The sequence below is a fragment of the Clostridium sp. UBA1652 genome (genome assembly GCF_002320975.1).
In the GTDB taxonomy this organism is placed as follows: domain Bacteria; phylum Bacillota; class Clostridia; order Clostridiales; family Clostridiaceae; genus Clostridium_T; species Clostridium_T intestinale.
In genome coordinates, this window is sequence record NZ_DCLI01000053.1 from 10,115 (window position 1) to 36,373 (window position 26,259).

Below are 26,259 nucleotides of genomic sequence, written 5' to 3' on the forward strand. Positions count from 1 at the left end.
CTTACTAATACCCTTACATATTATAACATAAAATCACAATAAGTTCTTTTAATAACTGGATATAAAGATAAAAACCGACCAAATTAAGTAATTTGGTCGGTCAAGTATATATGGTTAATTTTCTTTTGTTTCTTTTCTTCTAACTAAAACTATACCAGCACCAGCTAATATTAATCCTAAAACTAGTAATATGTGCATATCTACTAATGATCCAGTTTGTACTAACTTATCACCAGAGTTAACAGCTTTCTTTATAGGAGTCATTTGGATATCATATCTAACTATCTCCTCTTCTACTGTAATTATACTACTTGTATAGTCTTCGTATCCATCTGCTGTAGCTACTATATAATAATCAGTGTGTGGGAATACCATCCATGCATATTTACCATTTTCATCACTAAATTGTGGGTTTAGGTTATCTGCTGGAGGGAAATCATTAACTGTTGGTAAGTTAACCAATGTATGTGGTTTTATTCCCTTATCTCTGTTTCTTTGAGTATCAGCATAATACAACTTAACGTGTGCTCCAGATATTAAATCACCATTTTCAATGTTTGTTATGTCTCCATATGGGTCAATCAATGCGTTAGCAACATTTAATTCTCCATCATTATTAACTTGGATTTTTGAAGAGCCAACTTTTATCTTGCTTCCATCTGGAAGATTATAATAAACAGCTGCATAATAAGTTTTTCCTTTTTCTAAACCACTGAAGTTAAATACCCCACCGTTTTCATTGCTTGGATCTTCATCATCTGAAATTCCTGAAACTACATTGCCATTTTCATCTAATATAGTCATGCTATAGTTAGCGTAACTATCTAAACTCTTAACATTTCCATCAGGATCTTTTATTAGAAGTAATCCAGTTACAGTGTTTGCACTATCATAACTTTCTTTACCTTCTGAAGAAACAGCTCCAGCATTAGTTTTTTGGTTGAATGTAACTGACCTATTTACATTTCCAACAGCAACATTTTTAGTTATTTTAACGTCGTATTTAACATTTCCCTTAGGAATTGCTATCTTGTACTTACCATCATTTCCTGTTACATATTTAGCATAGAAATCTGGAATTCCATTGTTATCAAAGTCTTTAGATACTTCTACTATAGCTCCTGCAACTGGTTTTCCTGTTGTATTATCTACAACTACTCCCTTAATGCTTCCTGGTGCAAAATGCACTATTGCATTATTAGTAACTGGAACATCTAATCCATCTACCTTGGCTCCTACTGTTACTGTTAACATATCATCTCCAGAAACCTTTGATGATTGTAGTGTAAACAATGCATCTCCATTTGCATCTGTTATAACTGTGTTTCCATTTTTAAGAGTACCGCTAGTTACATTTATAGTAACAGTTTTTCCTTGTACAGGTTTATTGTTTTCATCTAACACTTGTACTGTTAGAGTTGTAGTATCTTCTCCGTCTCCTACTATAGAGTTAGGTGAAGCTGTTACTGTTACTCTGTACTTAGATACATAAACATCTTGAACCTTTTCTTTATCTGTTGGTTTCGTAGGCTGAAGATTTACTTGTGTTTGTTGCTCAAGTCCATCTTTATTTACTATAACCTTGTATAAACCAGTCTTTTGATCTTTGAATGTATAGTTTCCATTTTCATCTGTTGTAGTAGTTCCAATAGTTTTGCCATCAGCGTCAACTAATGTTACTTTAGCATTTGCTACTGGTCCGTTTGAAGTTTGAACTTTACCTTTAAGATCTAATGTTTTTGGCATTGACTTATCAATAGTAAAGTTAACTACTGTAGTATTACCTGCTTTATCTTTTACTACTAAAGTATGACTTCCTTCTTCAGTTACTGGAGTCCCTGGCTCATATGGTTTTCCATCTAGAGTTGCAGTTCCTTCATTAAATTGTGGTGTCATGTCTTCTTTATAAGTTTCTCCAGATTTAAGGTTATTTACTACTGGAGCTGTCTTATCAATAGTGAAAGTTTTTGTAGTAGTATTCCCAGCACTATCTTTAACTACAAGTGTGTAAGTTCCTTCTTCTGTTATATCTGTACCACTAGTAAATGATGCTCCATTTAGTGTTGCTGTACCTTCATTAAAGCTTACATTTACTTTGTTATTATAGTGATTACCATCTTCAACTCCACTAACTACAGGAGCTGTTTTATCAATTACAAAAGTACTTGTGGAAATGTTTCCTGCTTTATCAACAACATTAATTGTATATTGCCCTTCTTCTGTAACTTTGCTTCCACTTTCAAATGGTGCTCCATTTAGTGTTGCTGTACCTTCATTAAAAGTCACCTCAACATCTTTATTATAACTTTCACCATTTTTAACTCCCTCTATAATAGGAGAAGTTTTATCAATAGTGAAGTTCACTGTACTTACATTTCCAGCTTGGTCTGTTACAACAAGTTCGTAAGTTCCTTCTTCTGATATATTTGTACCAGATACGTATGGGTTTCCATTAAGTGTTGCAGTACCTTTATTAAAGGTTACATTAACATCTTCATTGTATTGTCCATTTTGTAAAACATTACTAACTGTTGGAGGAGTTTTATCTATTACAAAGCTTACTGTACTTACATTTCCAGCCTTATCAGTTACTATAAGCTGATAAGTTCCTTCTTCTGATATTTCCTCTCCAGATTCATATGGTTTTCCATTAAGTGTAGCTGTACCTTCATTGAATTTAGGTGCAACTGGTTTATTGTAATAAGCATTATCAGTAATTTCTGACAGTGTAGGTGCTGTTCCATCAATAGTGAAACTAACAACACTAGTGTTTCCAGCCTCATCTACAACAACTAAAATATGATTACCTTCAGTTTCTATCTTGTTTCCTAAAGTGAATTCTTGATTATCTAAAAATACTTTACCCTTAGTAACTTCTGGAATAACACCTGGCTTATAGCTTTGTCCTTCAACTATATTAGATACAGTTGGAGGGATTGTTTCTACTATAACACTACTATTATCATTTGTTGTAGTCACTTCTTGAGATACATTATTGCTCTTATCTTTTATAGAGCCTATCTCAAACTCTACTACACCTTGAGTATCTTCTTTTTCAACTACATAAGTAGCTTGATAATTGTTGCCTGAAAGTTTATTAACTGTAGCTTCTTTTCCTAAAATAGTTACCTTAGGATTTTCAGCTAGCTCTTCACTTGCATCAAATGTTAATGTAATAGTATCTCCTTCTTTAGCATAGTTTGGAGATTTAGCATTATTTGAAGTAATATTTACACCACTAACTGTTGCTGGAATTGTATCTTGAACACTTACAGTAAATATACTATCTAATGAATATCCATAACCATCATAAGCTTCATATATGAAATAATCATTTCCTACAAATCCTGTATTTGGTCTATATATAAGTGCATCTAATCCTTCTGCTGGTATTTCATCATATGAATTAAATTCTGCTCCATTATAAATTAGGATTCCGTTATGAGGGCTTCTAATTCTTATTTTTTCTAGAGGACTTCCCTCGCTATCACTATAATGTGAAGTAAAATCTTCTAAAGTGAAACTAAGATCGCTATCTTTCTCTACAGATTTACTTCCATCAGTTAATACTGGAATATTGTTTGGTGCAGCCTTAACTATAACTGTAAAAGTTTTTGTTGAAGTTACTCCATTATTGTATACAGTAGCAGTTAATGTAACTGTCTTATCACCTTCAACAATATTAGGTCTAGTAACTTCTCCGTATTTAGTTATAGCTGGATCATCTGAAGTCCATCTAACTAAAGTATTATCAGGTCCTGTAGTAGGTAATGTTACATTCTTGGTTACACTAGTTTCACTATCACCTGGCTCATAACCTATGTTTACATTGTCTTTAGCATTGTTTGCTTCTTGCTCAACATCTTTCACCGTAAATGTTCTAGAGAATTTGTCTGAATAACCATCAGCTGTCTTTACAACTAAAGTTACAGTATAATCTCCAGCTGATTTCCCTGAAAAATCTGTCATTGGAGTTGAACCTGAGTAAATCTCTTCTCCATCTTTAAATACTTTCCAAACTTTTTCAGTTATTTCTCTTCCTTGAGGATCATAACTATTATCTACAATTGTTATATCCTTATTAATTGGCAGGTAAAGAACTTCTGGATCAATAATAAAACTTGCAATTGATTTTTTAGTAGAATCTGAAACAGTTGAGATATATTTAACTGAAGGATTACTCCAAGCATCATCATAATCTTTAACTGTTAATTGTACTAAATATTGTTTATTAGCATCTAAAGAGGTTGGAATTTGTCCATCTATCCATATAGATGAAGTTACTTCTCTCCACTGCCATTTTACCTCTGCTATTCCTTTATCAGCTTGACTTTGTCTGTCTAAATCAAAAGATTTATCTGTAAGGGATACAGTATAATTTCCGTTATCATTTTCTAAATCAAAATCAAATGAAGCTATTGGAAGTCTGTGAGCATAAACTGTGTTAGGTGTAACTACATTATCTCTAAAAGTAATGTCATACTTGCCTGGCTTATCAAAAGTTGTTTCTAAATTATCCATATATTGTCCATCAAAAGTTGCTTTACCCATACCATTTTCATAGTATGTATCATCATGAGTAATTTTCCATCCACCTAATGGGTAATCCTCATTAGCAGTATTTTCTTTATACTCACTTGGGGTAACAGCAACATCAATAGGTTGTCCTATTAATACTTTAGTTGCTCCATCACTTTCTTGATTTAACACATTATATATGTATGCTGCTATCTCATCAATAGAATTGCTGTAACTAGTATTATCAACATAAATACCATTACCATTATTTTTAGCTACTAAATCCTTAGCTTCAGTTTCATTAACACTAGTTCCCCATCCTATATAATGTAGATTTTCACTAGCTATTCTAGATTGAATTTCACCATATGCACTAGGATCATGGAAATCTGAATCTGAACCATCATTTAAATTAACAACAAACTTCTTAGCAGCAATTTGCCATTCTGGTTCTTTAATTAGGTCTTTAAACTTCTTGTAACTTGTAGTTTTCATACTTAAATTGTTAAATTCAAAATATGATAAAATATTGCAACCGTGTGACGAGTAGCTCGCTATAGGTCCAAAACCATTACCATACTCACTATCTAGTTGTAAGTTATCAATAGTTTTATTGCCATTATCCCACATACTTATAGAGTTTTTAGTGGTTTCTATTTTTATTGTATGGTTTTGAGATGCATCTTTGCTATATAGACTACCTATTTGAGTGATTCCTGGATAAGTTCCATACCATCCATAAGGATCATAAAATCCTCTGCTTTGCTCATTATGAAAGTCGTTAGCATTTATATTTGTCATCTTATAAACACCTACTCCTGCTTGTAAAAACAGTATTGCATATCCGTTTAAGATTCCATTCTCATCAATATCTGTATTGAATAAGAATCCGCCACCCTCCATACTGTGATAGTTTATCCCAGCTTCATTTATTTCAAACTCAAAACTTTTCTTTGAATTTGATTCACTTGGCATAAACATAAAGTCCTTATAACCAGGTTGTCCATATCCATAAAAAACAATATTCTTACCATCATTTTTTATAATTATATGTTGATTATCTGCTGGGTCGGGTTGTCCATCACCATTTGGATAATTATCTTCTCCCCAGTTACCCTTGTGATCGTAGATATTCCATGCAAAAGTATCTTCTGCACTTACCGCTTCTGATTTTAAACCAGAAATTTTTATCCTAGAATCTTGTACACCAAGCGAACTAAGTTTTGCCTTTAAGTCTGCTTCAAAACTAGTTGAATCTACAGAGCTGTCTCCAACCGTCAGTACTATGTCGGCATTAAATTGAGGCTTTAAAGAAATTTCGACATCATTATTTTCTGCTGCATTTGCTATAAGCCCGTAATTAAACAGGTTTGAAGTAAATATTGCAGAAACTAATAGTGATGAAATCTTCTTTTTTGTCAATTTACTCATCCACTTTCCCCCTTTCGTAATTTCTTTTTACATAATCTATATTACTCTATTATTCTAAACAAATTCTAAACAATATTGATTATCTATTAATATTAAATGTAAAAAACAAAAAAATCCTATTAAGATATTAAAATTCATCTTAATAGGACAATTATTGATATTATTTTTTAACTAACTTATTGTAGTAATTAACTACATCTTCAGTTAGATGTACACCATATTCTTCTTTAACTATATTCTCTAATTTGGTAAATTGTTTTTTCAAATCACGAATTTCTTTTTTAACATAGTGACACTTAAATAATAGTTTTATACCTTCGTCATAAAACGGATCTACTTTTATAAGTTTTTCCAAATACTCTATAGCTTTATTAAAATCATTTTTTTCCATATAATAAGCCCCAATACTAGCAACTAGTTTTAAATATTTATGTTTTAAATTTTCTTGCATATCCATAGCCCATACATATGCATCTTCTTCTAAATAATCACCTACATAAAGTTCAAATATTTTTTCATATTCACTTATATTAGTATCTGATAATATATATTTTTTATTTAAATATTTATTAAATCTCCACAAATCACAATCTATATCGATATCTTTTATAATATAAGAATTATTAGCATACTTTATAGTATCTTCATAACCATATTTAGAAAGAAGTTTTCTAATTCTATATATAGAACTTTGAAGATATATAAGTGCGTTCTTTAAGTCAACATCAGCCCATATCTTATCAATTAGTTTTTCTTTATGTATAGGAATCCCTACGTTCTCTATTAGATAAGCTAAAAGTTCTCCATCTTTTGAGGTTCTCCATCTTACTGATTCTTCCTCATTAAAAACTCGAAATTTTTTAAAAAACCTAACTTTTAATTCGTCTTTCTTTATTCCTTTTTGAGTTTTTATAATTTTTAATACTTTCTTTATTGTTTTTTCTAACCGTTCTACTCTTATCGGTTTTAAGACATAATCTATAGCATTAGCTTCAAATGCATCATAAGCATAGTTATCATAAGCTGTTATAAATACAACTTCAATATTAGGCTTTATCTCAATCATCTTTTCAGCTAATGATATTCCACTTATACCTTGCATTTCAATATCTAAAAAAGCTAGTTGTATGTTATGTTTTTTAATTATTTCTAAAGCTTTATTAGGATTAGTAGTAGCTTCAACAACTTCTAATTCATTAAAACTCTTTATAGTATCCCGTATCTCATCTAGTGTGAACTGTTCATCATCTACAATAATACTTTTAATCATAATTCTCCCCTAAACTAAATTCTAAAATCACCTAGTGGAACTCTTATAATAATCTCTGTTCCTTGATTTAAGTTACTTACTATGTTTAATCCTGAACCATAACTTTTTATAAGCCTGCTATTTATATTTTTAACTCCTACTCCTGCTTTTTCATCTTTTCCATCAAGAAGATTAGCTAATCTATTGGATTCTATACCTACCCCATCATCCTTTACCTTTATAATAACCTCTTCTCCATCTTTATAAATACTTAATTTAATATTTCCTCCATCTATTTTACTAAGTATTCCATGTCTTATAGCATTTTCAACTATTGGTTGTATTACCAATGATGGTATCTTGATATCTATATTTTCATCTATATTATATTCTATATTTAGCCTATCCCCAAAACGCTCTTTTTCAATGGCTACATAGGTTTTAACTAAATCTATCTCCTTTTTTATAGGAGTAAAACTTTCCCCAGAAGAAAAATCAAAACTATACCTTAAATAGTCACTAAAATCTAATAGTATCTTTTTAGCTTTTTTAGTATCTCTAGTAATCATAGAAGATATCACACTTAAAACATTGAAAATAAAATGTGGTTTTATTTGAGCTTTTAAAAAATCCATCTCTGAGTTAATTAGTGCATTAAAAGATTCTTTAAGCTTTATAAGATTATTAACCCTCATTCTAAAAACATTCATATCATAAGGTTCTACGATTATATCGTTAACTCCTAAATCTAATGCTAAGGAAACATTTTCTGGATAAGATCTATCCACTATTATTAAAATAGGCAAATCCATTTTATTATATTTTTTTCTTACTTCTGTTATTAATTCATATCCTGAGCTATCAGGAAGTATAGAATTTATTATTAACAAATCTTCCTTTATTCCTTTATCTAACACCTCAATAAACTCTTGAACAGACCCCACACTATTTGTCTCATGTCCATCTATTATTAAAGAATTAGTTATAACTTTTCTGTTTACTGAGTTAGGTTCTAAAATTAATATAGAGTTTTCACCACAAGTTATATTAGTATGTTTATTGTCATCAATTATTAAAGTTGAAATTTTCTCCTCATAACTGATAATTTTACTATTAAAATTATTTGCAATTGGTAAAATCACACTAAATTTAGTGCCTTCTTCTTTGCTTGATTGAAATTTAATGTCTCCACCATGAAGTTTAGTAAGTTCTTTAGCCACAAAAAGCCCTATATCTGAACGTTTTTTCTCATGAAGTATTACCTTCTCATCATTTATCCACTTAACACCATTAAATATATCATCCTTTTCATCAATAAAAAGTTCTTCATTAATAATATCAACAATGACCTCTTGATTTGTTATATATAAACTAACTATAATTTTTCCCATACTTGTATAAACAAGCAAAGTATCTATTAAATTATAAAAAATCTGTCTTACCCTTTTATCATCACCTAATATGACAGCACTTCCCTTAGCTCTATTTTCTATAACTATAGGCTTATCCTTAATAGTATAGGAAGCTATATTGATAACAAAATTTAACTGACTTTTTATATTTACTGGTTTTTCTTCCTTTATAACATATCCATTAGTAATATTAGAGTAATCCAGAATGTCATCAACTAAAATATCTAACTTTTCCCCTATATTACCTATCATTTCAATATTTTCTCTTTGTGTGGAGTTTAAACTCCCAGCTACACCATCCATAAGAGATTTTGCTATATTTACTATTCCCTGTAATGGCAACTTAAGTTCATGAGACGTTTTTTCTAAAAATTCATCTTTTCTTTTATCTAATATTTTTAGCTTCCTTGAAAGATTTTCTATTTTACTCACAAAATCAGTATAGCTGTAAGACAATGCTATTCCTTCACTTATAGTAAAAGTTAATATATAGATAGGTATCAAAATATTTATTTGCTTTTTACTATAAATATTATATATTAAAATAAAAAACATAAGCATTATACTTATTAGTGATAAATATTTAAATTCTACTCCTTCTTTTTTTGCTAAAATATTTTTTAAGATTAGAAATACTCCATAAACAATAAGCATAGCTCCTATAGCACCGCCAAATGCTCCTATATTTAATCTTTTAGCAATAGGGGTTACAGTTATTAAAACTGTGAATACTAGAATACAAATCTTACAGAAAAGAAGGAAACTATCAGAAATCTTAGCATTATAGTTCTCTTTTACATATTTAAAAAATATATAAAAGAAATAAGCCCCTATATAAAGAGCATAGGTATACAGATCAGACATATCTAAATTAGGAAAAACATATAATATTATCGTTTCATCACCTAAAGTTAGAAATATTAAGGAAAGAAGAGAAAATGCTCCCAATGTAATGTTTGACTCATAGTTTCTTTTATGAATAGTATTATTTAAAAAATATAAAAACATCATAAACAATCCTATTACACCTACTGTATCAAAAAACAGAAACTTCTCTTTAAGACTTAGGATATTATCCCAAGACCCTATATAAACCGACTTTAATATTCCACCTTTTAAAGAATCTTTATTGTCTATTTGTATTATTAAATCAAAACTATTGCTTCTAACATTAAAAAATACTGTATCTACAGCTTTTAATTTTTTCCCCTTATCCTCTTGCAATTCTACGGGTTCCTGTCCATCTTCCTTAATAAATAATGTGGCCTTGCCCCAAATATTATTTACCTTCAACCCTAAATTTTGATTTCCTTCACTTAACTCTACCTTTAATCTATAAGTAGCCTTTCCCTCACTCTTTAGATTATTGCCATTCTCATCCTTATACTTAGTCCAAGTGGAAGGTACTTTTTCATGCGATGGATTTAATGAAATGCTATCATCTATAAAATCTTTAGGTGAAAGAAGTTTTCCCCAGTAAAATTCCCACTTTCCATTAATAAATAATGGGGAAGTATTTTGTAAATCAACATTACTTAAATCTAAAATATTATCTTTTATATATACATTATTAGTACTTTCAGTTTTAATTGCAAAAAAAACTGCCATGAATATCAAAAGAAAAGATATTATAGCAGTTAATATTTCTCTTTTCTTATTTTTTACATATTCAACTACTTTCATAAAATAACCTCATAAAAAAATATTAGTTTTATCTTCTAAAATATTTTTAGTTACTATTATTTATATATTACTATTATTATATATCATAAAGAACTTATGTGCTTAAAATTTATATCGAATTTATTAATTAAAAACAAAAAACTGCTACATTTTGTAACAGTTTTTTCTTTAATCCCCTACACCAAAATCAGTATTATGATAAAGCACCTCAATATAAGGGTTCTCATTTAAATGGGAATATTCTTTTTTAAACCAATTCACTAATTCTTCATCTCTTTTTATATCTGTAGTATTTTCTACAAACACATTTATAGTTCCATATTTAAAATACTCTATTAGACTGTTTATATCTCTTCTAATCATCTCTTTGCTTTGCCCTTTTATTCCAACCATTAAACATACAGATTGAAATTTTTCTGCAACTTCCTCTGGAGTTATAAATCTTGCATTTTTATTTAGTATCTTATTTCTAAAATCATAGTCAAAGCTCTCTACCCCTATTTTAAAAATTATAGGAATATTAAAGTACTCTTTCATTTCTTCAAGTCTATTTTTATAACACCAGTGGCTTTCCATAAATAACTTATTAATCTTCTTTTTTTCTATTATTTCTTTGATGTAAGACAAAGTATCCTTAGGTATCTCAAAGCAACTTCCTGAATTAATTACTTCCAAAACTCCAAATTCACCAGTTACTTTATCTAATACCTCTCTATTTAATTTATTCATTTCCTCTTCATCTTGTCCATTATCATCAATATAATCACAAAAACTACACTTTCCCCATACACAAGGAAATGCTTTAAGTAATAATATTTCTCTTTTATTTTTATTAGTTATTTTATTATATCTCTCCATAACTTCTCTCTTTTAATCCTTTTGGGATTACATCCATTATTTTAAGTACTAAAGCTACAGCTATAGCTTTATCTAAAATATCACTTATGATTTGAGTTGAAAATACACCTGCAACTACATTAACTCCTGCTTCTTTTAAATACATTACAATAAATGAACTTCCTGATGAAGTTATCCCACCAAAAACATAAGCTGCTATTAATGAAGCCATAACTGATCCGATTAAAGTTACAACCAAGGTTCCTACAATAGCAAGTTTTCCTTTAAACAAACCTTTTTTATAAAGCAATCCTGCTGTTAAACCTATTATTATTTGAACAGGTATAAAATATAAAGATACAGGGTCAAAGCTAACTCCATTAATTATAGAAGTTACAGCTCCCGTTAATATTCCAGCTATTGGTCCAAAGAAAAATGCGGACATAAAAGTTCCAATGGTGTCTAAATATATAGGTAGTTTTAGCCCTACAGCTATAAATCCTCCTGCTATATTAAATACAACACCTAAGGCCATTATTACTAATTTAAAAGTATTATTATTTTTCATTTTCTATCTCCTATTAATTAATTATTTTCTACTATTTTTTCTATCTCTTCTTTATAATCTTCAAAAAGAACATTAAGGAAATACTTCATAAATCCCTTTGAATTTACATCAGTCAATACTCGTACATTATGCTTTTTTCTATAAAAGTCTGCTACATCAACAACAGTTTGTCCTACCGCAATTCCATCTGTAACTATGTCCATATAAGAAGTAAAGCCTTTGCATAAACTTCTATCAATAAAATAAGCCACATCCAAAGGATCATTAATTACACAACCTAATGTTCTTTCCTGTTTCCAATGAAAATCCACATAAAACCTTGTAATATCCACAACAAACCTTCCTATATCCCCACCTATTTGGTTAATAAGTTCAATATAGTTTGGGGTAAGTACCACCTCTCTAGTTACATCTAATCCCACCATAGTAAAAGGAATCTCCAAGTTATCTAAAACCACTTTAACAGCCTCTGGATCAACCCAGTAATTAAACTCAGCCACAGGTGAACAATTTCCATGAGATTTAAAAGCACCTCCCATAGATACTACTTCTTCTAAACTATTAAAAGCTTCCTTATCTTTTTCTATAGCTTTTGCAAGATTAGTTAAAGGTCCTAAAGCAATTATGCTTACATCTCCTTCTTTAGCTTTTTCTAAAATAAAATCTACTCCACCGTACTCTATTAAATCTTCATTAAAGGTGTAATTAGTTTCTCCAAGGCCATCCAAGCCATGTGTATCCTCTGCTGTAACTAACTTTCTTACTAAAGGATATTCTTCTCCCACATATATTTTTATCTCCTCTTTACCTAAAAGCTTCAAAATCCTTTTAGCATTTTTAGCCCCTTGCAAGGCAGGTACATTTCCAGAAACTATAGTTATACCTAAGATATCTAATTCATTAGATTTTATGGCTAAAATTAAGGCCAAAGCATCATCAATTCCTGGATCACAATCAATTATTACTTTTCTTTTCATTTACACTCTCCTAATTTTTATAAAAATAAAAGGGATGGTCTCCCATCCCTAAATTAATCATAACTAATAAAACCTCTAGGAATATACCTAGAGGTTCTTAAATCACAAGTAATAAAAGCCAAACACAAATAAATGCTTAAGCTAATTCCTAGTTTTTTATAGAGGGATGGTTACGAACCTCTCCTAGAATTTCTTCTAGAATCTATATTTAATTGTTTTAAGTATAAATGGTTTTATATACTTTTTCAAGATAAACTTTTTTCAAGTATTAAAGGTTTAATTTCTTTAGTAAGCCTAACATATGCTTCCTCAGTAAGGTGTAATCCGTCAGTTGTGTACTCATCATATATATTACCACTCTCTTTATTGTATAAAACATCAAAGACATTTTTAAAGGTTACATTATCAAATCTTTTACAAATCAATTCTATCTCTTCATTTAAAGCTTTTATTATTCTATTACTTCTTAAAACTTTACCAGCCTTTGGACCATTTGATTCTTCATTGCAGGGGTGAACAGATAAAACTATTATTTCCACTCCTTCAAGATTATTAGAAATCATCCTTATTAATTCTTGAATATTATAAGAGATATCTCTAGGACTTCTCATACTTGCATTGCCTAAATCGTTAGTGCCTACACCTAACACAACAACCTTAGGTTTGTATTTAATAACCCCTTCATCAATAATCCACAAAAGAGTTTCTGAAGTAAATCCCCCTACTCCAGAATTATATTTAATCTTTATTTCAGTATAAAATTTATCTATATCATATAACTCAGTTATGGAGTCTCCATAAAAAACTACTCCCCCTGGGATTGCTTCTTTATTATTTACCATAATTCTTTTTATTAAATCTATTTGATTTTCTCTAAGTTGATATATTCCATCGTTGTATTTCATATCTTCTCTCATATTTTCCACTCCTCACTTAATTAGTTGAGAATTGAAAGTTTAAACAGGAGCGTTTAAAAACCCATCAACTTTCCACTTTTTATTAATATTATATACCCTAAAGTTTGTCTTGTGGAGATATAGACTGTATTTAACTACATATGACTATGTTGGAAAGAAAAGTTGGTGAGTTAAATAAAGAATTACAGCTTGTATTATTGATTTATATTTCCACCAACTTTTTATTCCAACAATACTATAAGAAGGAAGCAACACCCTAGAAATTACCCAATTCTCCATCTCTACAAATTATTATCTTAGGATTTTTAGAAGGATTAATCCACTTAAGTATCTTAACTAAATCCCCTTCTCCTACACCTACGCAACCATACGTACCTCCTCCACTATAAGGAGCTACATGAAAAAACATTGCACTTCCTTTGTAAGGAGTTCTTTGTGTATTAAAATCAATCACAAAAGCATACTTATATATTTCATAATCAATTAGTCGCTCAGATTCACTTTCTCTCCATCCAGTAGAAGGACTCTTTTGCCATGTATTATAGGTTTCTGGATGCTCCGAATCGCCAGCCCACCAATCATCACCTTGTACAACTCTATAAGGAAGACTTGTTCCTGGATTATTCGCCTTACCAAATGCTTGTGATATAGTAAATATGCCTGCTGGAGTTGTTCTATCTCCCTCTCTTCTATTATAAGATATTCCATTAAGACCTGTAACCGCTCGTACATCTTTTAAAACATATTTCCACTCGCTATTATTTTTTTCATATACATTACATAGTGCTGAATATGCAGAAGCGCTAGTTTTGGTTATAACTATAAGTTGCTCACTATTTTGAGCTGCTTTTAAATTACTTACTGGAGTTCCCTGAGTAACTTGATTTTGAGCACCACCATTTCCTGAAGCTGATGCGTTATTCTGTGAATTATTTTTAGCAATCTCTTGCTCCTTTGCTTTAGCATCCTCTTGGACTTTCTTTTCAGCCTCTTCTTTAGCTATTCTTTCTTTTTCTAACTTATCTTGCTCTTTATCATATTCTAATTGATATTTTTTCATATCAATCTTTTCTTGTCTAACTATATTATTATCATTTATTTTGCTTTCTTCAACTGTAGTTGCAGTAACTGAAACATTGGATTTACTTTCATTAATTTTATCATTACTACAACTTACTAATGATGAAAGTAAAAATAGACCTGAAACTACCACTATAAATTTCTTTCTTATGTACATATAAATCCCTCTTTTCCCCTACGTTACTGTGAATATAATAACATATTTTACAGTTTATTCATACCAATTTTTCGTATAATGGTAATCTACTTAAGTAAGCTCTCATAATAAAAAGAGCCGTCAAATCAACAGCTCTTTTATCCTACTTAACATATTCATCTAAAAATCTCTTAAAATCCTCATTAACCTCATGTCTCGAAATAAAACTTATATTAGGATAGTATTCTGAACTAAAATACACACCTTTTTGATTGTAGATTCTAATAGTTACTGAATTACCTAAAGCATCTCCCACAAAACCCGCACTTCCAGGGATTGAAGATGGAGCATCTTTTACTTCTGCTACAACTTGCTCTTTGGATTTTTTGTAGTTAAATAATTTATTAAAATATTTATCACTTGAATCTGGGATTATAGAATAATAATTATAAAACTCCAATATCCTAGATTTATCAGTAATTTCATTTATTACACTGTTTCCGTTTCTTATAAATTGAATTTTTGAAATATCTTCACCCTTATTTATACCATAAAGCTCAAGATAAGCCTTTGTATCTTCATCCTTATTATTTATATAATTATCAAACCAAAAGAATTTGAAAAGTTTATATTCATTATCTGCCTTTACAGCAACAATTCCATCACAACCAGCTGGAAGATATCTATAAACCTCTTTTCCTATTAAAGTTTCATCAACACTTGTAGAAATAGTCGTAAGTTTATCCCCAATATCTTTATCATTAATTGTGTTTGGAAATTCAAACTCAGCTTTTTCGCTTTCTGATAAAATATTATAAGTCTTATTCTCTATTTTAAATTGATTTGTAACTTTCGCAATATTGTCTATCATCCCAATAGCATTATCCTCGGTACTAAGCTCCTCATTTATATAATTTCTTTTATTAAAATTATATAATATTAATGTTCCACTAAACACAAGAACTAAAATCAATAGAGGAATTGATCTTTTTGCATATATAAATATAGATGGAGCTTTGTCATTAGAGCTATTCATTACACTTTCTAACATTCTTTGTTTTGCTCCATAACTAGGCTTTAAATTTTCAAAGGATTTTTTTAATTCATCTTCTTTCATCTTAAATCCCCCTCCATTTCAACTTTAAGAAGTTTTCTTCCTTTATGAAGATATCCTTTTATAGTAGATAGATTTTTATCTAAAATCTTTGAAATCTCCACAGTAGAGTAACCTTCATAATAGTACATATATAAAGCTGTTTTATATTTTGAGGGAAGTTTCATAACCTTCTTTATAGTATCATCAATATAAAATTCCTCATTATGTGCTACCTCATTAGCATAATCTATATCAACTGTTTTTCTCCAAAAATTTTTGAAAAAATCTTTACATAAGTTCGTAGAAGTTCTAATAAGCCATGCTTTTTCATGTTCGAAACTTTCAAACTTCGTATTATCCCTCATAAGTCTAATAAAAGTATTTTGTACCATATCCTCGGTATCATGTTGATTTTTCATATACAAAATACACACTCTGTAGACAGTATTTACATGTCTATCATATATTTCTAAAACTTCATTATTTGTGCGCACAAAAGAATCCTTCATTTCACTTCCCCCTTCACTAATAATACGATTGAAATAGGAAAAAGGTTTAATATTTTTATTCTCACATATAAAAAAGTTGAGGGTTATCACTAAGTAATCCCCCTCAACGTTTATACCTTAAATGTGTAAAAAATTATACTTTGAATGTGTAAAAATTTATACTTTAAAGGTGTATATTTTATTTAACAAGTAATTGATAACTACAGTTATACAAGTAGTTATCAATTGAGCTATAGTAGTATTAAAACTAAGCTGTTTAACCAAAACCATAAGAAGCCCTGTACTAACTGCTAAAGATAATAAATTAACCAAAGCAAATTTTATAAAATACATCCTAGACTCATTATTAACTTTAAACACCCAATTTTTACTCCAAATAAACCCGTTTATCATACCACATATATATCCCATTATATTAGCTACTAAATAATTAATTCCTAGTTTTAATAGAATATTATAAACAACAAAGGTTATTAATGTGTTTGAAACTCCTACAATACCGAATTTTATGAATTCTTTCTTCCCTTTAATAAAATTCACTATATCAATCACACTTCCACCTTCTATTCCACATTTACTTCTTTCTCTATTACATATAGGGGTCTTCCTTTACTTTCATCATATATTCTACCTATGTATTCACCTAGAACAGAGATACTTAATAATTGAACCCCCCCTAAAAATGTTACAGCAGTCATTATTGATGCCCATCCAGATACCACATTAATATCATTTGCTAGTTTTCTGATTAAAGCATATAAAAATATAATTAATGATATAGAAACGCAAAATATTCCTAAAGAACCCATAATTTTAAGAGGTTTTGCTGAAAAAGATATTATACCATCTGAAGCAAACTTAATCATTTTCTTTAATGGATATTTAGTCTCTCCTGCAAATCTCTCATCTCTTTCATACTCAATAGGTGTCTGTTTAAACCCTACCCAGCTAACCATTCCGCGAACAAATCTATTTCTCTCATTCATAGTTTTAAGCACATTAACTACCTCCCTATCCATTAGCCTAAAATCCCCAGTATCTAAAGGTATATCTATATCAGTCATCTTATCTAAAATTCTATAAAACACTCCTGCTGTTAATAGCTTAAAAAAAGATTCACCCTTTCTCTTTTTTCTTTTAGCATAAACAACTTTATAACCATCATTCCATAAATCAATCATTTTAGGAATAAGTTCTGGTGGATCTTGCAAGTCAGCATCTATTACAACCACAGCATCTCCCTTTGCTTTATCTACTCCTGCAGTAACTGCAATTTGATGTCCAAAATTTCTTGAAAAACTTATTATTTTAGTATTGTTATCTTCCTCTGCTATCTTATTAAGAATCTCAAATGTTCTATCCTTACTTCCATCATTAACAAATATGAATTCATAATTTATCTCATTATCATCCATTACTTTTTTCAATCTTTTATAACATTCGTCTGCAACTTTTTCTTCATAATACATTGGAACTACAATAGAGATTAATTTACTGCTCATTTCTGCCTCCGCATAAACTTAATAAACTAGTATTTAAAATATTCTACCATATTTATGTAAAGTATTCACCATAAATAAACAGTTTAATTAATTCTAAGGTTATCTATAATATTACACTAAATATTCCCCTAAAACACCCCAACCCCCTTAATATACTCTTCATCCACACAATTCCATTCAAAATCCACTCCCTTAAGAAACTCTTTAGTGAAGTTTGATTTTATATTTACACTTAAGGTGTTTATATTTTCCTTTATTCCATTTAAATATAGATATAAAACTCCAACCTTGTCCTCTTCTTTATTATCATTAACAATATTGTAGAAATCTAACGTTGATATTGTGTTTAATTTCTTATTAAGCATATCAAATAATTTTATATAACTTATTTCATTATGGTTTATTAAGTGAAATACTCCACAGCTTTCAGTAAATTTAGCTATTTTAATCACTGCTTCTGCACATTTATCAACAGGAGTAAGATCAATTATGGAATTTTGGAGTTCTTCACAGGTAACTCCTAGCTTATGGATTGCAAGGGTTCTATTTATAAATCCATTGTCCTTAGGATTTTTCTGAAATCTCCCATCCCCTTCTCTCCACATTAAGTTACCAACTCTTAAAATACAAACATCTAAGCCCTTCTCCATTGAATCAATAACAGCTTTTTCAGCTAAATATTTAGTGTGAACATATACATTGTCCTTATAAGCTTGACCTATATAAAGATTGTTTTCACTAAACTCTGGCATCTTTTGACTTTGTTTTATAATCCCTTGTCCTGAAACGCTCATAGTAGATATGTGATACATCCTAGCTCCTGACTTTAAGCAGAATTTTATTACTTCTTCTGTTCCTTTAACATTGGTTTTATAAAAATCTTCAAAAACCCCAAAATGCTTAATATTGGCAGCTGTATGAATAACTGTATCTATTTCATTTCTTTCCTTATTATATATATCAATTTCTAGTCCTAAATTATCCTCTCTTATGTCACCTATTACACAGCTTATTCTCCTTTTCATATTAACTACATCTGATTTATCAAAGTAATATTCTAGGGAACTATAAAACCTCTTTTCATCTCTTACTAAACAGGTTACCTTAACATCTTTATAACTACTTAAAAGTTTAAATAATATATGTGTTCCCAAAAATCCACTTGCCCCAGTTAATAAGACATTTTTCATCTCTTTTTTATTGTTAAACTCCCTAAATCTATTAGAAATATCTAAATAATCTAAGTCATTATACTCATTAACTTCACTCTTCCCCTCTTTTAACCCAGAGGCAAGTTGTCTTATAGTTGGGTATTTATAGATTTCTTCTATCTCAACCTTTATATCTTGCTTTTCAGCTAAAATCTGTAGTTGAATAGCTATTAACGAATCTCCACCAAGATCATCAAAGAGATTATCATCAATACCTATTTTTTTAGTATCAAACAAATCATAAAAAATCTCAGCTATTTTTTTCTCTAAATCATTTCTTGGAGCTACAAAGGCTTTAGTTCGTATATTATCAAGTTCTGGCTCTGGAAGATTATTTCTATCAACTTTACCATTAGGAGTTATAGAAAAAGCCTCTACCCTTACAAAGTATGTTGGAACCATATATTCAGCTAAAGTTTCCTTAAGAAAGCTTTTAACCTTTTGTGTTTCTATATCTTCTTTAGAAACATAATAAGCACATAAATGCTTGTTCCCACTCTTATCTTTATAAACATTAACTATAGCTTGACTTATTCCCTCATATCCCTCAATCTTTTTCTCTATTTCTCCAGCCTCAACTCTAAATCCCCTTATTTTTATTTGGTTATCTATTCTTCCCAAATATTCTATATCTCCACTCTTTGTCCACCTTCCTAAATCCCCTGTTCTATACATTCTCTCACCTAAAACAAAAGGATTTTCAATAAATCTTTCTTTAGTTATTTTCTCATTATTTATATAACCAGCTCCAACGCCAGCTCCAGATACATACATCTCTCCCTTTTTACCTACTGGTACAGGCTTCATATATTTATCCAAAATATAAATCATAACATTATCACTAGGAACCCCTATTGGAACAGATTCCTTATTATCTCTAAAATAATCATATTTATAAATCATACACCCAACCACAGTTTCCGTAGGGCCATATTCATTATACATTTCAATATTTCCTTTAAATTCTTTATATACTTTTTTAGCTATCTCAGTCTTTAAATCTTCCCCGCCTACAATAAGTTTATTAACCTTATTAGTGTGCACATTTTTAAGAAGGTTTAAATGAGTTGGAGTAAGCTTCATAACTCCCACCTTGTCCTCCTCAATAATTTTATCTAGAGTTCTCTTTATATTTTCATTTCTATATATTATTATGGCTGCCCCTGATATAATTGGTGTAAAAATTGAGGTAACTGTTAAATCAAAAGAATATGGAGTAAATAAAGGAAAGTTAACAGCTTTATCATCACAATAAACCTTTTTTGCCCACAAGATATAATTAACAACTCCACTATGAGTTATCATAGCTCCCTTAGGTTTGCCTGTAGAACCAGATGTATAGATTAAATAAACAAGACTTTTTGAATCATAACTTATATCTAAATTAGGAACCTCATCTTCACATTTATTAAGAGAATCCATACATATACACTGAACATTTAAAAGCTTATCCTTAAACTTAGCAGAAGATAACACCATTTTAGTTCCACTATCCTCTATCATATATTTTATTCTCTCCTCTGGATAATCTGGATCTATTGGAAGATAAGCCCCGCCTGCTTTTAAAACTCCTAATATTCCTATAATTGTTTCAAATGACCTCACTAACAATAACCCCACTATTACATTAGGGCCCACGCCCTTACTCCTAAGAATTAAAGCAAGGTCATTACTTCTATTATTTAATTCTTTGTAAGTTAAAAATTCCCCCTCATATTCAAGTGCAATATTATCAGGAGTTTTTTCTACCTGCTCTTCAAAAAGCTCATGTATACATTTATTCCTTGGGTAATAAGTTAAAGTATTATTAAACCCGTATAGTAAGTTATACCTTTCCTTATCATTAACTAACTCCATTTCATAAAGCTTTAAGCTCACATTCTCAATTCCTTGATTTATAAAAAGCATTAAAGTATTATATAAATCCCCAATTTCTTCTTCTGTAAATAACTCCACTAAATAATCAAAATTCAAAACCAAAACACCTAAGTCATCCCTATCATCTATATGTAAACAAATAGACTCCAACAAATGCCCATTAAAATACCACTTAGTCTTAAAATTATCCCCTTCATCACACTTAATAATCTTAGCATTTTGATAAGACACACTAACATCATAAAGATTATGCCTAATCTTATGTTTTTTTCTTATCTCAGACAACAAAACACTATAAGGATATCTTTGATGACGAAATACCTGCCTGTGTTCTTTTCCTATAATCTTACATATCTCCAAAAAAGTATTGTTTTTATCTATTTCTATTCTCATAGGAACAGTACTTACAAACATTCCACTTGTTGCTTTCTCTCTTTTATCTCTTCTATTTAAAACAGGAACTCCTAAAGTTACATCCTTAATATCAAAAAATCTTTCAATATATATCCCTATAGCAGCTTCAAATAAAACCCCAGGAGAAAGCAGATTTTCTCTACAAAAATTCTTTATCTTATCTAAATTTTCTTCATTAATGATGAAAGTTTTTCTACTAGCCAAAGTACTATAAAAAGCCTTATCCCTTGTCTTCATTGAGGAAAAGGTAGGCTTATATTGAAACTTTTCATCCCAATACTCCTTGTCCTTTTCATATTTATCTGAGGTTAGATAATTATTTTCACTAATTACATACTCTATATAAGAAGGCTTAAACTCAGAACTTAACTCCCCTCCCTCCATTAAGGTTTTATAATACTCCATAACTTGAGAAGCAATTAAAGCCATAGTCCATGCATCAGCTATAATATGATGAATTTTAAGATAAAACCCAATCTCCCCATCAAAATCTCTTAAAATAACAACATCAAATAAATCTTCTTCATATAAATTAAAAGGAGTCCTCATATTCTTATTAACCCATTTTTCCTGCTCTTCTTTAGATTTACCATAAAAATCAACCATCTTAAAATTCCTAAAGCTATAACTAGAAACATACTGCACAGGATTAAAATCCCTCATTTTAATATGAATCCTAATAGAATCATTAACCTCTATTAGTTTATTAATAGCTTTTTCCAAAACCTTTACATCAACCTCCTCCTGAAAAAATATTGTTCCTCCTATACACCCAATAGGAGTTTTCTTAACGACCATTTCAGTTTCCCATATACCTCTCTGTGGATGTGTTAAATTAAAATACTCCACAACAACCCCTCCTCTTACATAAAAATACATATTTTATTTTTTATGCCATAATTATATCAAAAAAAGAGCTACCTTGTATTAAAAGATAGCTCTTAAAACTTTATTTATTATATATTTTCCTTTTCTTTAACAGCACAACTCCTAAAGCAATAATAGCAATTGAAATAATCAAAGCATTATTCATAGAAACCATTCCTCCAGTTTGAGGAAGATTAGCTTTATCTTCATTAGAAGAATTATCTGTTTCGCTTGGAACTTCTTGACTTGGTTCTTCTGGAGTTTGCGGCTCCTCTACAGGTGTTTCAGTTCCTGGTTCCTCTACAGGATTCTCTGGTTCTGTCGGTTTTTCTTCGTCAACTTCTTTTGCCTTAACTACAACCTTAACCGTTTTAGTTACATCCCCAGCTTTTACGTTTATTACAGCTTCCCCTTTAGCTACTGCTTCTATAACACCAGTACTATATACCTTTGCAACACCTTCATTACTTGAAGAATATTGAACTTCTGTACCTACTGGAGTTACTGTAACAACTAGCTTCTCACTGCTTCCCTCTACTAAATTAACTTCTGATTTATTCACAGTTAAATTTATAGGTTCAGGAGTATCAGCTAAATTATCATACTCGGATAAGAAATAATCACTACAGTGCTCAATCTCAACAGTTACAAATCCATCATTATCTACAGACAAAGGACCTTGGATTTTTTCTGGTTTTTGTGTTTCTGGATTGAAATAATAGAAAGTTAAATCTTTTCCCATTACATCTTGGGGATTATCTACCTTAACCTTAACTGAAGCTTTTCCTGGTAACACCCCGTGGTAATCAAAGTGAATAACCTTAGCTTTAGCATCAATGTTATTAATAGGTTCTTGGTTTTCTTCTTCTGCTACATTCTTTACGGAAATTTTTATATTTCCTATTCCCTCTAGGTTTTCATCCTTAATATCAGCTCCATTAAATGACCATACAGTACCATCTTCTTGAGTGAAAGAAACTGTTTTATCAAGTCCTTTTATAGCCTCAAAAATCGATTTATCAACTTCAAGAGACTCATTTTTAACCTCTATAGAAACTACCTTTTCTTCAGATTCTATAATCTGATCAATTATTTCCTCTGGTTTAGTTTCATCATTGATTTCTGTTATAACCTTAAAACTCACCTTTTGAGTAGATATAGAACCATCTACTCCTGTTGCAGTAATATATAAATGATAGTCACCTAATTTATTAATAGGCTCGCCGTTATATTCCTTATCATTTAATAACATCTTAATAGTTCCATGATCAGATGAAACAATAGGAGTAAATGGAGCCTTATATGTTTTACCCTCCTCTATGTCAGTTGAAATAACTGGAGGAAGTTTTTCATTTACATCTTTTTTAACTAATATAGTTCCTTTAGATAATAAAGACTTGCTTTCATCATTGCTCCAGTAATAGTCTTTAGAATTATCAGCCATATCATATAGATAAACACCACTTACTGTATATACTCCAGTAGATATGTAGCTTGGTATTTCTATTGTACCTTTAAATGTATTTTCCTCTTCATTATATTCATAAAAAAATACGCTAACAGAATTATAATTAAAGTTATAGTATACACTTGGAAATCTTGTCCAACCTTCACTAATAAATCCTGATTTATCATCTTTGGCTTTAACTGTAACTTCTACTGTCTCTCCTGGAGTTACCACTCCTTTATCTAAAGATATATCTAATAGTTCAGGCGTCTTAACATCTTCATTAGGATTATCACAAGTAAAGTCTAATTGACTAAAGTCATAACTTTGAGCCTCCTCAGGTATCCATTCACTTCTTTCATCATAAAAATCTATATAATCTATGGTATTCTCATTAGAATAATAGCTTACAGATACCTTTTTAGTAATATATTCACCTGAAGCAAAGTACTTATACGCTTCTCTTTCTATATTAAATCTAAGTTCATATATTCCATCAACATCTTCTATTATATTTCCATTTTCATCATATTGATCAACATAACCATATATATATCTGTCTTCTCCATTTGGTCCTTCTAAGTATATATTTACACCATCAACTCTTTTATTAGATTTAATCTTAATAGAATAATCAAGCTCTGTGCCATTAGTAATATTTTTTGAATTATTTTTTACATCAAATAATTCTATATTTGCTTGTTCTGGTTCCACACAATTAACTACTTCTATGTCAAAATCAGAAAAGTCTTTTATAATTTGATCTGACCACGGAAAATCTGAGTATTTTGATGAAATGTATCTTACATTGTTTCCTGCGTTATCTCTTAAGTCTATATATTTCACCTCATATATACCATTTTTCTCGAATCCATCAATTTTAGCCTTAAATATATTTTCCTCACTTGATACTGGATCAGCATAAAAACTCTTAGTTATTGAATTTTCTTCATTATATAATTCAATATATACGCGATTTACTCCAGATACATCATCAGAAACCTTAAGTGTAAAAAGCACATCATTATTTTCTAAAAAATCATATTTATCGCTATTTAAACTTATATCTTCTAGAATTGGTGCATCAATATCAGTATTCTCAGACACAACTTTATAGGTTCCAGCGTATGCTGAAGTATCGTATGTTCTTCCATAATTATCTATAAACTCAATATCAGATATATTCCAATATCCAGTATCCAAGCTATTAGTTAAAGTTAAACTAGCAGTATAACCTGTTCCCTCTTTCTTTTTAGCTTCTACAACCTGAGTTCTTCCATTCTCACCATCTATATTTTTAAATGTAACATAAATCTTTGATGGCTCAACACTTTGTCTAGAACTTTTAACCTCAAAATTTACATTTTGAGCTTCACCTAACTTTACGGTGTTTTTCTCAAAGACACAGTTTTCAATTCTTAAAGGCTCATACTCATAAGATAAAGTGTTATAATAAACTAACTCTCCATTTTCCTTATCATTTTCTCCTAATGAAGTATAGTATTTAGAATTAAAGGATACTTTCTTAACACCATCTTTTAGTATTACTTCGATCTTATCCACCTCGTAATTCCCAAATGATTTAATATCTCCTTCATTTAAATTAGTTATGAAATTATTACTTTCCCTAGTAGCTAAAGTAAAAGTTGTTCCATCAACTATAGATTGAGGATTATCAAATTTACTAACCTTAGTAAATAACTTAACGCTTTTCACATTTTCTATCATTTCAGAATTAAAATTAACAAACACCCTCCTACTTCCATCAGAATTTTCAATAATCCCTTCATAATTTATCCCAAACTTACTCATTGCAGCATTTGCAACGGTCATTGGAATAAAATTAGCCATTAGTGCAAACAAAAGCATAATGGCTATGTTTTTTAGTTTTTTCATTTACATTCCCCCTTCGATAAATAAACTGTCTCTTATTTATCGAACCCTTTAATTGTAAACTTTATATGAACATAGGGAAATAATCATCTTTATGGTAAAATTTTACGTCAAATAACTTTAGATATTACTCCTGCCGTCCCCCTTCTTCTTTTATATACTTATAATAATGCTCAACAGCACTTTCAACTATTATTCCAAACTTTACGTTAGCATTAGGATGAACAGCTCTAAGTTCATTTATCATTCTGATAGTATTCGCACTAACCCAAAAATTCTTTTTAAGCTTACTATTATTCATTTCAGGAATTACTTCATGTGCAAAATTACTCTTAACCTCACTTTTTTTGCCTGTTTTTTCTATATCTTCACTTTTAGGTTCTCCATCACTTATATTATCTACTACTGCTGAATCCCCTAACTTCTCTCTTACTAAATCTGCCACATTGTAATTTTTTGAAAATTTTGCATCCTTATCTTCTTCAAAACCAACAACAGATTCCAGTTTCTCTTCCTCTTCTTCCTTTAATAATTCTTCCTTACCTCTACTCTTCCCCATACTTTATCCCCTTTTCTATCGCATTACTTTATTATACTGTCCTAACATTAAAAGAATTCTTCAATTCTTCAATTC

Annotated in this window: 15 protein-coding genes and 1 riboswitch; all 15 genes read right to left on the reverse strand. The window is 29.9% G+C overall.

The window, feature by feature from the left end; translation table 11 throughout:
- Positions 1 to 114: 114 nt before the first annotated feature.
- On the reverse strand, positions 115 to 5,949 hold the full coding sequence (locus B3N22_RS10540; protein WP_286906901.1) for an immunoglobulin-like domain-containing protein: 5,835 nt from the start codon (positions 5,947 to 5,949) through the stop codon (positions 115 to 117).
- 160 nt (positions 5,950 to 6,109) lie between these two features.
- A complete protein-coding gene (locus B3N22_RS10545; protein ID WP_286906903.1) occupies positions 6,110 to 7,219 on the reverse strand; it encodes a response regulator in 1,110 nt (369 codons plus the stop codon).
- Between the two features lie 14 nt (positions 7,220 to 7,233).
- Entirely contained in the window at positions 7,234 to 10,293 is a 3,060-nt protein-coding gene (locus tag B3N22_RS10550; protein ID WP_286906905.1) for a histidine kinase, read from the reverse strand.
- 168 nt (positions 10,294 to 10,461) lie between these two features.
- On the reverse strand, positions 10,462 to 11,151 hold the full coding sequence (locus tag B3N22_RS10555; RefSeq protein WP_286906906.1) for a radical SAM protein: 690 nt from the start codon (positions 11,149 to 11,151) through the stop codon (positions 10,462 to 10,464).
- On the reverse strand, positions 11,138 to 11,698 hold the full coding sequence (locus tag B3N22_RS10560; RefSeq protein ID WP_286906908.1) for an ECF transporter S component: 561 nt from the start codon (positions 11,696 to 11,698) through the stop codon (positions 11,138 to 11,140). The genes B3N22_RS10555 and B3N22_RS10560 overlap by 14 nt, the downstream gene beginning before the upstream one ends.
- A 17-nt stretch (positions 11,699 to 11,715) precedes the next feature.
- Positions 11,716 to 12,675: a nucleoside hydrolase gene (locus B3N22_RS10565; protein WP_286906911.1), complete on the reverse strand. Its 960-nt coding sequence runs from the start codon at positions 12,673 to 12,675 to the stop codon at positions 11,716 to 11,718.
- A 142-nt stretch (positions 12,676 to 12,817) separates the two neighbouring features.
- A riboswitch (PreQ1 riboswitch) is annotated at positions 12,818 to 12,862 on the reverse strand.
- A gap of 58 nt (positions 12,863 to 12,920) precedes the next feature.
- Positions 12,921 to 13,592 (reverse strand): SGNH/GDSL hydrolase family protein, encoded by a 672-nt coding sequence (locus tag B3N22_RS10570; RefSeq protein WP_286906913.1) that lies wholly within the window; start codon positions 13,590 to 13,592, stop codon positions 12,921 to 12,923.
- A 256-nt stretch (positions 13,593 to 13,848) separates the two neighbouring features.
- Positions 13,849 to 14,829, reverse strand: a complete 981-nt coding sequence (locus B3N22_RS10575; protein WP_286906915.1) for a L,D-transpeptidase family protein — start codon at positions 14,827 to 14,829, stop codon at positions 13,849 to 13,851.
- 142 nt (positions 14,830 to 14,971) lie between these two features.
- Complete coding sequence (locus B3N22_RS10580; RefSeq protein ID WP_286906917.1) at positions 14,972 to 15,925, reverse strand: hypothetical protein; 954 nt, start codon at positions 15,923 to 15,925, stop codon at positions 14,972 to 14,974.
- Complete coding sequence (locus tag B3N22_RS10585; RefSeq protein ID WP_286906919.1) at positions 15,922 to 16,413, reverse strand: RNA polymerase sigma factor; 492 nt, start codon at positions 16,411 to 16,413, stop codon at positions 15,922 to 15,924. The genes B3N22_RS10580 and B3N22_RS10585 overlap by 4 nt, the downstream gene beginning before the upstream one ends.
- Before the next feature lie 156 nt (positions 16,414 to 16,569).
- The gene (locus B3N22_RS10590; protein ID WP_286906921.1) at positions 16,570 to 16,965 is read right to left on the reverse strand and encodes a GtrA family protein; all 396 of its coding nucleotides are present in this window, start codon (positions 16,963 to 16,965) and stop codon (positions 16,570 to 16,572) included.
- An 11-nt stretch (positions 16,966 to 16,976) separates the two neighbouring features.
- Positions 16,977 to 17,915 (reverse strand): glycosyltransferase family 2 protein, encoded by a 939-nt coding sequence (locus B3N22_RS10595; protein WP_286906923.1) that lies wholly within the window; start codon positions 17,913 to 17,915, stop codon positions 16,977 to 16,979.
- A gap of 128 nt (positions 17,916 to 18,043) precedes the next feature.
- Positions 18,044 to 22,267: a non-ribosomal peptide synthetase family protein gene (locus tag B3N22_RS10600; protein ID WP_286906925.1), complete on the reverse strand. Its 4,224-nt coding sequence runs from the start codon at positions 22,265 to 22,267 to the stop codon at positions 18,044 to 18,046.
- Between the two features lie 100 nt (positions 22,268 to 22,367).
- Entirely contained in the window at positions 22,368 to 25,628 is a 3,261-nt protein-coding gene (locus B3N22_RS10605) for an Ig-like domain-containing protein (protein ID WP_286906927.1), read from the reverse strand.
- A 124-nt stretch (positions 25,629 to 25,752) separates the two neighbouring features.
- Complete coding sequence (locus B3N22_RS10610) at positions 25,753 to 26,184, reverse strand: hypothetical protein (protein WP_286906928.1); 432 nt, start codon at positions 26,182 to 26,184, stop codon at positions 25,753 to 25,755.
- Positions 26,185 to 26,259: the final 75 nt, after the last annotated feature.